This is a genomic window from Oenococcus oeni DSM 20252 = AWRIB129 (assembly GCF_000372485.1).
Taxonomy (GTDB): Bacteria; Bacillota; Bacilli; order Lactobacillales; family Lactobacillaceae; genus Oenococcus; species Oenococcus oeni.
In genome coordinates this window covers 1-10,642 of record NZ_AQVA01000019.1, presented here as the reverse complement: position 1 = coordinate 10,642, position 10,642 = coordinate 1, and the positions used below count along the sequence as shown (strand labels likewise).

The following is a 10,642-nucleotide window of genomic DNA, read 5'->3' as shown; positions in this document are numbered from 1 at the left end:
AGGGCTTCTAAGCCAACCTTTTTGCACTCTGATATGGGTTCACAATACACCAGTATTGCTTATGAAGGCCTGTTAAAGCGGCACCTGATTAGGCATTCATATTCCAAACAAGGTTATCCATATGATAACGGTCCGCTCGAAGCTTTCCATTCGCTACTTAAACGAGAATTTATTTTTCAAACACGTTTTACTAGTTTTGANGACTTAGTCCTCAGAGTTGAAAATTACATTAACTGGTATAACACCGAAAGAATTAGGATAAACGGCTAATTTTTTTAGTACCAAAACTTGACGTAGGAGCATAACGATCTCAAGAAACTTGCATTGCAGAAGAATAAAATCCACAAAACAACAGAGAATCTTTTAGCTTATTTCGACTTATCAGGTGAGGTCTTTGATGAAAATCTTGTTGAATTTATCAATAAAAATGATTGGGAAAGTGTTCAGCTTCAGGGGCTATCTAACGAATTTTATCAAAAGTTCGTTGCTACAGAGAATATTTTAGAACCACAATTCACTATATTTATGAAAGCATCCACCAATACGGCTAGTTGGCTTAGTGACGCTTTAATAAATAATATAAGACCAGAAAAAATAAAGATTCTGTTTGAACTAGGCTGCTTGCCAATCAAGGTTACAACGATCCAACTATTAGTTGATAAGGATGTCCAAGTAGGCTCCACACGTATTGATAAAGACTTCAAACAATTAGTTGCTGACAAGAACATTCCTTTAAGCAAAGCGTTGTTATTGAACGTGCTACAAGCGCCAGATAAGCACAATAAATTGATTCTCTCTAGGAATCTGTCCCTACTAACACGAGACGAAATTTATGAACAGCTTCACCAGCTACACGATGACGATTCTGATAAGCTGTTAAAGGTAATGGAGCATGCCCGTGGATTCACCAGTCTTAAATTAAACAAGACAGACTCCAACAATAATTTGTTGACCTGGATGAAAAAGAAAAGTGTCATTAAGGACCTCGAAGTAGTAGGCCAATCTAAATTAAGAGTCAAAAAATAAACATAATTAAGTAATACCAAAGCCCTTGACTAGTAACCAACTTTTCCGGCGCTATATGAATTCATTTTCAACATTTATTTATTTGCATTTCTTAAACAAGATTGAAAATTGATGCTCCAATGCATGCCTTGAGTTAACCAAACTTACCTTGCCTTGACTTAGCTTGACTTACCTTAGGCTGTTAAAAATGCTGGCGGATTCGTCAGCAATTAAAATAATAAAATACTCCCGATTAAGCGAGCTTTTCATTTTTTATACTTCAGTTTTCGTGTCTTCGATAGCATTAGGCGCTTGGAGGGTAATTAGTTTTGTTAATCTTCCCATAACAACATCTGAAATAATATTTTTATTCATCTTAATCCAGGGCAGCAAATCTTGCTTAAAATTAGCTGATTTCTGATAAACATTCTCAATTAATAAACGATGTGAATCAATAAAATCAACATTGTTGGTATCTGTATTATCTTTAAAAACGGTTTGACCCTTTTCATCGACAAATAGATTTGGAATCAAGAAGGGGTTAGATATACCACTTAAAAGAAAGTGCCGAAGACGCTGATGTTCTGACCATTCTTTAAAAAGATACAGATCGTTGTCCTCTGAAGGTGCTTTGATCAAATAGTTATTCTTTACAAGTTCCTCTAGTGTTTTACTAGGAATGTTTTGTGCTCGCAAAGTCGCTTTTGGATTTGGAATAAAACCGATATCATCAGCTTTATCCAACACAACTAGCAACGTGCCTTGACCTTCAGGTGTGAGTTCGGCAAAACGGTCATTCACTAGCCAGCCCTTTGTGTAATTCCGGCTGTTAGCCATTGACGCGCTCTTTTCTGGCTGCCGTTCTACTCACAGAGTCAATCGTGCGGTATAGCTCAGACTCTGGTAAAGGGTTATCCGAGTGTTCATTTGACCATAATAAAAGTGTTTCTATAACATGCTGATCTATCTGCATAAACAAGAAGGAACCAATCAAGGAACTATAAAAATCATGTCGTCCATGTCCAGGTGGGGTGACTAATTTCGTTAGCGCTTGATTAACAGAATCTTGCCAAGGCTGGCGATTATTCCGAACTTTTGACTCAGCCAGCCCTTTTAGCTCTTGAGGCTGGGGCTTGATCATGGGAGCCTGACTTGATTTGATTTGAGCCAGACTCAAAAAAGACTTTGTATCATTCATGGCCAGCTTGCAGTTATGCGCCATAGAATAAGCATTTAAAACAGGCAGTCCGGCTAATTGTGACCAATGAGAGCCATAGCTAGTCAAGTCTGTTTGCCAATTATTGGGTAATAACTGCCTTAAATAATTACCTAATTGGATCCGCTGCATTGCATCAAAAGTCGAGTCAATAGGTACAGCTAGGCGCAAGCGAGTGCCTTTATAACCATTAGAAACAGTCGGGTAGACCAGATAAACTATTTTGGCTAAAGCTGACTGGATACTTGACACAGCCGTCTGGTAATCATCCCCATCTGTACCATCAATATCAAAAAACAAGATTGAACGTTTGATCAGGTTAGTGTCATTTCTAGTAAGAGTCGCCATTTTCCCAGCTAGTACAAAGGCAGCTTCGTTTTCTTTATAGCTATGAGCCAGATCACTTGAATCAATCCCAGTTCGTTCTAAGGGCTGGTAGCTCTTAAACCAGTCCCAGTCAGAAAACTCTGTTGACTGCTTTGTTAAGTGACTATTCTTTAATCCCTTTTGCAGATAAATCATCAGATTTCCTCCACAAACAGGAAAAGCCTGTTAACATATACATAGACATCGATTTTGATGCTCATGTGATTATTAGTTTTCAGTTCATTGACTACTGCGCTCGGCAAAGTTGTGTAATCAATGGATTTTTTTGTATCTTCAAATACTTCTGTTTTAATTCTTGTCATTTAATTTGCTTCCTTTCCATTAATGCCAGCATATCTGCTGTTTTGTAAAGCTTCAAACTCCCCCAGATAATCGGTTTGATCTGAGCTTTTTGTGTTAATTTATCGAATGTCCTTGGACTAATCGAAAAATACTGTAGTACGTCCCGGCGCCTAAAGGTCACCGGATAAAATTTTGTTTTTTGATACATTTCTTCTCCCTTTATTAATTTATTTTTTGCATTTTCTTGAATCAATTTCTAAATCAACCCATCAACCTACTGAAATTATTGTTGAGGTTTTCGCCTCTGCAAAGTATTGAAGGTGACTTTCAATGATCATATCCATGTTGCCATTGTGTTCTCCTTAGTATTTAATTTAATGAGGTCTTAAGTTTGAAATTCAAGAAAATGGTTGTTCAATTGTAGAGCTGGTTCGCGACTTTTCTAATCACTTTCTTTCTGTAATGCAATTGCAAGAGTACAAGCAACCCACTTAGCGTTTTTTTAAATCTCATGCTAGAAGTCTATTAAATTGAATTTCACTATCAGATCTTTGTTGGACTCTGATATTTCTTTGAATCAAATTGATTTGTGTGCTCTGCAATTCTAAATCATTTGTTTTGTTTACCCGAATGATTTACAATGCTTAGTGTACACAGAAAGTTTAGTACGGTAAATATAATAAAATGGATTATTCAAAAAATGTACTAATTAAAGATTTTCTTGACAAAAAAAGAATTGGTCAAGGTATTGTTCATTTTCGAAACAAACAGGGTATCACACAAGATGAATTGGCTGCCAAGTTAAATCTATACAGTTATGCAGATCCTGGTCAGCCAGCTAAGACGACTGTTGCTAGTTGGGAACAAGGCCGAACGATGCCGAATGTTGATACTCGGTCTAAATTGCTGAAATTGATGCAAATGAATGACCTTCGTTTTTTATTAGGCAATACGCAACAGGCTTATTTGTCTCTCTCTAATTTTTTTTTCATGTGTTCGATACATCTCATTAAATTAGTTAGTAACTTAGGAACCGATGCGGATTATGAAGCCAAAGATGTTGTACCAGATGAGATACTCGATCATGACTATAGCGGTCAGTATATTAGGTTTTTTAGTGAATTTTCTGAATATTTTAGCTATCATGATAAAGATTTTTTAATCGCAAGAGCCGGTTATGCAAACAAAAAATTCTCCAAAATTATCCATGGTTATCAACCGGCTTTAACTTTTTATAGGGGAAAATCACAAAAGTTTAAACTAGATATTTCGCATTTTAATTTCTTTGAACGATGCTTCATTTATTTTTCGCAAGAAAGAGCTCATAGCATTGCCAGTCATCTGGCAAGAGATATTGAAAAATTTGGTCAGGAATCAGCCGAGAAACCAAGTGGGCTAACTTCTGGTATCTTACAGTTAACTATGCCCTTTGGGCACCAGACAATGAATCTTATTAAGCACCCTGAAAATTATGCTTTTAAATTAGCTGATTTCACCTTGATGCTGGCCGATTTTTATGGTGAAAACGCTCTTAATTCCTTTGATCAAGATTTCAATATTTTAGAAGATGATAAAGCAGAAGATAAGGCAGCTGGCCAAATACTAGAATTTGGTGACTTTCTCAAATCTGTTTCATTGCTTTTGAAACAAGCTCAAAAGATGTCTATCGACAGTAGACCAGATTTAGTAGAGGAAACGCAATTTTTAGCTGACAGTTTACAGAATTTTATTCGGTTTTCTATTGACCATTTATAAAACCACTGGCAAAGACAAGCCGTTAAAACTCTCGTCATTGATCATATCCGTGATTGTCATTGAAATAAAAACAATGAAAATCAAAAATAGAACGCTTAAAAATGGCGTTAAATCATATTATTTTAGGATTACCTTAAATGGTAAGCCAACAACAAAAAGAGGTTTCAATAGCCATAAAGAGGCTGTTAATGCCTATCGTGCTTATAAAGTCGCCGCGGTTAATGGCCAGCTAGAAAGCCAGAAATCAAAGCGGATTAAATTCACCGAATTAGCTAATCAATGGTTAGCGATGAAAGAAAAAGAGGTCAGACCATCTACTTTCAAAAAGATTAAAGAACGTTATGAGCTGCATATTCAACCTTACTTCAGGGGAAAATATTTAGATGAGCTGACACCACTGCAAGCCCAAAAGTTTGTGCAGCAGCAGGCATCGGAGTTCGTTAGATACGGGTGGACTGTTGGTATTACAACTCAAATATTTCGTAAAGCCATCCAGTATGGCTATATAACTGAGAATCCTTTTGCCAACGTTGATAAGCCCAGAGCTAAAAAGGCAGCTGGCAGAGACTCAGTGGCCTTCTATGATAAAGAACAACTTATTGAGTTTCTAAATAGTGCTTACCAGCTGTATCATCAAAACCATTACGAACGGTACGCTTTTTTCAGACTATTAGCTTTTACCGGTATGAGAAAAGGTGAAGCCCTGGCTTTGAACTGGTCTGATATTGACTTGAGTCAAAAAACATTGTTAATCAATAAGACCGTTGTAACTGTCACTGATGGCGAAATCGTTTCTGATGAGCCCAAGACCAAAGCCAGTAATCGTGTCTTAACTTTAGATGAAGGCACGGTATCTGTTCTAGCTGAATGGAAACTGCAACAACATGAGTTATACGAGCAACTGGGATATGGTTCATCCCCCTGTGAGTTTGTGTTTAACAGCTCCGTGAACTCGTTTGTCAGTTTAGGCAAACCCAGACAATGGTGCCGAGCCATAGCCAAACAAGCTAATTTATCCCCTATAACGATTCACGGCTTTCGCCATACCTATGCCACTTTAGCCGTTCAAGCGGGGATGGACATCAAACAGCTACAATATCAGCTAGGCCATAACGATGTGCATACAACCTTACAGATTTATGCCGAAGTAACTAAGCAGCAGAAAACAGCAACGGCGAAGATATTCGCCAATTTTTTGAATCAAAGTAATCAAATAAGTAATCAAGGAAACAATTAAATTGCTCAAGCCTTGTCGCACAAGCATTACAGCATTTAGGGTCCGAATCCCTCAATCTCCATCATAAATATTACGTTTGGCAAAGCACATTAGCCTTAGGTTAATGTGTTTTTTTATTTTATTACGATTTTTCAATGTGATCGTTTAAGGTATTTTTTAGTAGTTAGTGATGTAATGAAGCTTACAAAAATATCTGGATTTTCATTATTTGTTATTCCAACGAAACGTATTTTTGGTATTTTTTACGATATTGGATGCATTTTATTAAAGCTGTTTTTTCTTTTAAATCCAGATTTCCTAAAAAATTTGTCTTTAATTATGTTAAATCTCTTTTTTTGATAAGTTATTTTCCCTATCTAGTAGGACGTATAAAGTGACAAATTTAGAATTTAATGAAATGGAATATTATTAACTATCTTTCGAAACTAGATTTTACAAAAACTACCATATTTCCCTTATCATAGCGATATCTTACGCGAGAAAATTCGAATGGTATATCACTATTTAGGAAAGCTGTTTGTGTTATCTCTAAAATCGGGTCTTCATTTTTACAATTAAGAAATTTTTTATCAAATAAATTAGGCTTATCTGCTCTAATTTTTCTAAAGGCAGAACCGATTTTGAGATTTAAGTCTGACTTAATATAGTGATAAATAGATTTTTTTAAGATATCATCCGAAATACCAGGAATTACTTTAACTGGCATTTTTGTGTATTCAAGTACATACGGTTCTTCATCAACAATACGTAGACGTGTAATATCATAAATTAAATCTTTTTTCGAAATTCTTAGCGCATTTTGCTCGGATTTATCAGGATAACGAATAGTGAATTTAATGATTTTGCTATTAATTTTATGGGTTTTTCCAAATAAATCAGTTGTACCTATATATTGATTTATTTCCAAATCGGTTTGCTCTATAAGATCTGCATTGCTTGATACAAAAGTTCCAGAACCTTGTTTACTATATATCAGACCTTCTGTCTTTAGGATATTAAGTGCTTTTTGGATAGTCATCCTACTTGTTGAAAATTTTTTTGATAAAGCCTGTTGATCAGGAAACGGATCGTTATTCTTGTATTCGTGATTGCTAATGCTTGTACGAAGTGTGTTCGCTATTTCTATATATTTTGCCAAGTTCGCCTTCTTAATCAATTTAATTCTGTTTTATTATCACAAATTATTCATTAAAAACCAAACATTAATGGGTAATCACAAATATGAGTTTACAAATTTAAAAAAGAGTTTACATTTTACAAAAAAGCATTTATAATTTAATCGTAATCAATGGTAGCGCTTTCATTATTGATTACGGAAAGTGAGTACATTTCACATGGGAGAATTAAAGAAGGGGTTTTTGGGGCAATTCTACTTCTAGCATGCAAACTGAAGGTGCCTGGAACGAGGGTGGTAAGGGAATGTCAGTTTACGATATTAAACCAAGCGGTCCTGATAATTCTGATTGGAAAGTTGCAATTGATGAATATCATCGATATCCCGAAGATGTTAACATAATGCAAAACTTGGGAATGAATTTTTATCGATTTCAGATTTCTTGGAGTCGAGTCCAACCAGAAGGTGAAGGGGATTTCAACCAAACAGGTATAGATTTTTATAATCGTTTAATTGACAATCTTTTAAAAGCGGGTATTGAACCAATGATTTGTCTATACCATTTTGATATGCCGCTGGCTTTGGCAAAAAAATATAACGGTTTTTTAAATCAAAAAGTTGTTAGTGCTTTTTTTGAATATGCAAAAAAAATGATTGAAAAATTCGGAGATCGTGTTAAATATTGGATAACGTTTAATGAGCAAAATTGTTTTAGTTTAAGTTCTGCTTTCGAAAGTAGCGGCTACCTTACTGGAAAGAAAACGTTGAGAGAATTGTATCAAATTCAGCACAATACTATTCTTGCTCATTGTTTGGTAGCTAATTATATTCACCAATCGAAACCTGACTTGAAAATTGGTGGTATGGAAGCTTTTCAGGAAGCGTATCCTTATAGCCCACTGCCCACGGATGTGGAAGTGACTAGGAAATATAAAGAGTTTGTTGATTATAATTTGCTGAGAGTTTTCGTTGAAGGAAAATATTCGACGGAAGTTATTGGTTTTATGAAAGAAAATCATCTAGAAGATATTTTAAAACCATCCGATCTTTTAGAAATTGGCAATAATAGAAGTGATTTTATAAGTTTTAGCTATTATACGACTTCCACTTTAGATAGTAGTCAAATACCAGTTGGATCTATTCCTAACTATTATGGCCAAATGGGATATAAAAAAAATCCATATCTACTTTCTAATGAATGGGGATGGCAAATAGATCCTCAGGGTTTTTACGGTATTTTAATCGATTTATATAATCGCACGCATTTACCAATTTTTCCAATCGAGAATGGTATTGGTGTTAGAGAAAATTGGGATGGTCAAAACCAAATTGATGATAGTTATAGAGTTCAATACCATCGATCGCATATCAGAGCTTTAAAGAAAGCCGTTAGAGATGGTGCTAATGTAATCGGATATTTAGGTTGGGGGCTTATTGATATCCCAAGTTCTAAAGGGAACGTCGATAAAAGATATGGTGTTGTTTATGTTAATCGTACGAATCACGAAATCCTTGATTTGAAACGAGTTCCAAAAAAAAGTTATTACTGGCTTCAGAAAGTAATCAAGTCTAATGGAACAGAATTGTAGAAGCAAGAGGTGAATTAAAATGGATAATTCCGCAAATAAATCAAAAGGAAAAAAGATATTGGATAAATTCTCCGATTTTTCTGCAAGAGTTGGGAATGAAGTACATTTAAGGTCCCTTCGTGACGCTTTCGCGACTATCATGCCTCTTTTTATTCTTGCAGGGTTAGCAGTTCTGATTAACAATGTCATTTTTCCCTTTTTCGCTGCTGGTCAGCATTTAACGAATTTACAATTTTGGGGAAACATGGTTACCAACGGAACACTGAACATTGCTGGCTTGGTTTTGGCGCCAGTTATTGGTTATACATTAGCGAAAAATAAAGGATTCAATAATCCTTTATTGGCCGCAGTGATTGCACTTTCGAGTTTAATAATTGTTATGCCTTTTACTATTAATCTCGTTCCTGTTGGAGCAAAAAAGGCTGTTAATATTTCAGGTGCATTGGATTTTTCCAATTTAGGAACAACTGGTATGTTCGCTGGAATCATAATTGGATTAGTGGCCACAGAAGTATTTATCCGCCTTTCTAAAATAAAGCACCTAAAAATAAAAATTGGTGGGAATGTCCCTCCCTCAGTCTCTGCTTCATTTAGTGATATGATTCCGGTTATCATCACCTTGAGCTTTATGGACCTCCTTTCTTCGTTACTTCTAGTAATTGGAAAAACTAATTTAATCGCACTGATTACCAATCTTATTCAAGAACCATTAAGAAGATTTAATACAAGCCTTCCGGGAATGTTATTCATTTATAGTTGTGGTAATTTTCTATTCACTTTGGGAATTCATCAGACCGTTATTAATGGTACTTTGTTGGATCCTGTTCTATTAATTAACATGAATAAAAACATGGCTGCTTATGCGGCACACAAGGCAATTCCATATATTTTAACGAATACATTTAGGGTACCTTTGGCATGATCGGTGGTACAGGATCTACTATTTGTTTGTTGATTGCAATCTTTATTTTTTCTAAGCAAAGGGCTAGTAAAAATGTTGCGAGTTTGTCCGGTGCGCCTGGTTTATTCAATATTGATGAACCCGTTATTTTTGGATATCCGATTGTTTTCAACATTCCAATGATGATTCCCTTCGTTTTACAACCGGTCATTGGCATTTTGATTGCCTATTTCTTTACGAGCATTGGTTGGATGAGTCGAGTCGTTGTATTTATTCCATGGACCACACCACCACTCTTGAGTGCTTATTTAGCTACAGCGGGTGATTGGCGGGCTGTTATTGTCCAGCTTCTGATTATTATAATTGGTGTTTTATTCTATTTGCCTTTTATGAAGATTAGTGAGCGTGTAATGGCTAGAGAAGCCAGCTTAGAGAATCAAAAATAACATTATTTAGATTAATAGTGAAAGGAACAATAATGGCAGAGAAAAAAGTAATGTTGGTTTGTGCGGCCGGGATGTCGACCAGCCTACTGGTAAGCAAGATGCAAAAGGCGGCTAAAGAGCAGGGAGAAGATGTTGATATCTTTGCCACGGCTGCTTCCGATGCCGATAACAAACTAGAAAGCGAACAGCCGGATATTTTAATGCTCGGACCCCAGGTCAGCTATATGCTCTCCCAGTTTAAAGAAAAGGTCAAAATCCCAGTTGAAGTAATTAACATGCAGGACTATGGGCTGATGAACGGAGAAAAAGTTTTAAACCAGGCTTTAAAAGAGATCGGCTAAGATGAGTGAAGAGATTGAAAACCAAAAGGTCATCATGAGCCTGATCATCGCCGGCGGCAATGCCAAAGGAGCATCCTTCTTAGCCATTAAGGCCGCAAAAGAAAAAGACTTCAAAGAAGCCGAACTAAAACTAACAGAAGCCGATCGTTTTCTAGCCCAGGCCCATAACGCCCAGACTGATATGTTGACTAAAGAAGCAAACGGAGAACACGCCCAAATGAGTCTGTTAATGGTCCATGCCCAGGACCATGTCATGACCGCGATTACCTTTCGTGATCTGGCCGGTGAGATAGTTGAGCTGTATAAAAGGATCGAGGATAAATGATAACGAGCAGATATACAGATTGAAATAAAATGAATTGATAAAAA

General features: G+C 36.1%; 12 protein-coding genes and 1 pseudogene. 8 read left to right on the top strand and 5 right to left on the bottom strand.

All coding sequences use genetic code 11. The features are described from left to right. Positions 1 to 270 (top strand): integrase core domain-containing protein (locus A3G9_RS1000000110060; protein WP_154079601.1); only part of this gene is annotated, 270 nt, incomplete at its 5' end. A 54-nt stretch (positions 271 to 324) separates the two neighbouring features. Further along, positions 325 to 1,026, top strand: a complete 702-nt coding sequence (locus tag A3G9_RS0109075; RefSeq protein ID WP_002821450.1) for a hypothetical protein — start codon at positions 325 to 327, stop codon at positions 1,024 to 1,026. 252 nt (positions 1,027 to 1,278) lie between these two features. On the opposite strand, the gene A3G9_RS0109070 is transcribed toward A3G9_RS0109075, so the two are convergent. The 4 genes from A3G9_RS0109070 to A3G9_RS0109055 are packed head-to-tail and all read right to left on the bottom strand — an operon-like array spanning position 1,279 to position 3,098. Then, positions 1,279 to 1,842 carry a hypothetical protein gene (locus tag A3G9_RS0109070; RefSeq protein WP_002821451.1) on the bottom strand — a complete coding sequence of 188 codons (564 nt, stop codon included), beginning with the start codon at positions 1,840 to 1,842 and terminating at the stop codon, positions 1,279 to 1,281. Continuing rightward, positions 1,835 to 2,743: a primase C-terminal domain-containing protein gene (locus tag A3G9_RS0109065; RefSeq protein WP_002821452.1), complete on the bottom strand. Its 909-nt coding sequence runs from the start codon at positions 2,741 to 2,743 to the stop codon at positions 1,835 to 1,837. Before A3G9_RS0109065 ends, A3G9_RS0109070 begins: the two co-directional genes overlap by 8 nt. Next, on the bottom strand, positions 2,743 to 2,910 hold the full coding sequence (locus tag A3G9_RS1000000110280; RefSeq protein WP_002821453.1) for a hypothetical protein: 168 nt from the start codon (positions 2,908 to 2,910) through the stop codon (positions 2,743 to 2,745). Before A3G9_RS1000000110280 ends, A3G9_RS0109065 begins: the two co-directional genes overlap by 1 nt. Further along, complete coding sequence (locus A3G9_RS0109055) at positions 2,907 to 3,098, bottom strand: hypothetical protein (RefSeq protein WP_236608167.1); 192 nt, start codon at positions 3,096 to 3,098, stop codon at positions 2,907 to 2,909. Before A3G9_RS0109055 ends, A3G9_RS1000000110280 begins: the two co-directional genes overlap by 4 nt. Positions 3,099 to 3,574: 476 nt before the next feature. On the opposite strand from A3G9_RS0109055, the gene A3G9_RS0109050 reads away from it, so the two are divergent. Further along, on the top strand, positions 3,575 to 4,645 hold the full coding sequence (locus tag A3G9_RS0109050; protein ID WP_002821455.1) for a helix-turn-helix domain-containing protein: 1,071 nt from the start codon (positions 3,575 to 3,577) through the stop codon (positions 4,643 to 4,645). Positions 4,646 to 4,718: 73 nt separating this feature from the next. Beyond that, on the top strand, positions 4,719 to 5,882 hold the full coding sequence (locus A3G9_RS0109045) for a tyrosine-type recombinase/integrase (RefSeq protein ID WP_002821456.1): 1,164 nt from the start codon (positions 4,719 to 4,721) through the stop codon (positions 5,880 to 5,882). Between the two features lie 412 nt (positions 5,883 to 6,294). On the opposite strand, the gene A3G9_RS0109035 is transcribed toward A3G9_RS0109045, so the two are convergent. Next, the gene (locus A3G9_RS0109035; RefSeq protein WP_002819073.1) at positions 6,295 to 7,020 is read right to left on the bottom strand and encodes a GntR family transcriptional regulator; all 726 of its coding nucleotides are present in this window, start codon (positions 7,018 to 7,020) and stop codon (positions 6,295 to 6,297) included. A gap of 242 nt (positions 7,021 to 7,262) precedes the next feature. Here A3G9_RS0109035 and A3G9_RS0109030 point away from each other — a divergent pair, with 242 nt between their 5' ends. From A3G9_RS0109030 to A3G9_RS0109015, 4 genes and pseudogenes are all read left to right on the top strand, one after another. Then, positions 7,263 to 8,585: a glycoside hydrolase family 1 protein gene (locus tag A3G9_RS0109030; RefSeq protein WP_002821457.1), complete on the top strand. Its 1,323-nt coding sequence runs from the start codon at positions 7,263 to 7,265 to the stop codon at positions 8,583 to 8,585. A 19-nt stretch (positions 8,586 to 8,604) separates the two neighbouring features. Beyond that, positions 8,605 to 9,932: pseudogene (locus A3G9_RS01000000109715) on the top strand (PTS sugar transporter subunit IIC). 32 nt (positions 9,933 to 9,964) lie between these two features. Further along, the gene (locus A3G9_RS0109020; protein ID WP_002820084.1) at positions 9,965 to 10,273 is read left to right on the top strand and encodes a PTS sugar transporter subunit IIB; all 309 of its coding nucleotides are present in this window, start codon (positions 9,965 to 9,967) and stop codon (positions 10,271 to 10,273) included. A 1-nt stretch (position 10,274) separates the two neighbouring features. After that, positions 10,275 to 10,598 carry a PTS sugar transporter subunit IIA gene (locus A3G9_RS0109015; protein ID WP_002821183.1) on the top strand — a complete coding sequence of 108 codons (324 nt, stop codon included), beginning with the start codon at positions 10,275 to 10,277 and terminating at the stop codon, positions 10,596 to 10,598. Positions 10,599 to 10,642 lie beyond the last annotated feature (44 nt).

Coding starts and splice junctions, on each gene's coding strand:
- A3G9_RS0109070 (WP_002821451.1), bottom strand. CDS start 1,842: ATGGCTAACAGCCGGAATTACACAAAGGGCTGGCTAGTGAATGACCGT.
- A3G9_RS0109065 (WP_002821452.1), bottom strand. CDS start 2,743: ATGATTTATCTGCAAAAGGGATTAAAGAATAGTCACTTAACAAAGCAG.
- A3G9_RS1000000110280 (WP_002821453.1), bottom strand. CDS start 2,910: ATGACAAGAATTAAAACAGAAGTATTTGAAGATACAAAAAAATCCATT.
- A3G9_RS0109055 (WP_236608167.1), bottom strand. CDS start 3,098: ATGTATCAAAAAACAAAATTTTATCCGGTGACCTTTAGGCGCCGGGAC.
- A3G9_RS0109050 (WP_002821455.1), top strand. CDS start 3,575: ATGGATTATTCAAAAAATGTACTAATTAAAGATTTTCTTGACAAAAAA.
- A3G9_RS0109045 (WP_002821456.1), top strand. CDS start 4,719: ATGAAAATCAAAAATAGAACGCTTAAAAATGGCGTTAAATCATATTAT.
- A3G9_RS0109030 (WP_002821457.1), top strand. CDS start 7,263: ATGCAAACTGAAGGTGCCTGGAACGAGGGTGGTAAGGGAATGTCAGTT.
- A3G9_RS0109020 (WP_002820084.1), top strand. CDS start 9,965: ATGGCAGAGAAAAAAGTAATGTTGGTTTGTGCGGCCGGGATGTCGACC.
- A3G9_RS0109015 (WP_002821183.1), top strand. CDS start 10,275: ATGAGTGAAGAGATTGAAAACCAAAAGGTCATCATGAGCCTGATCATC.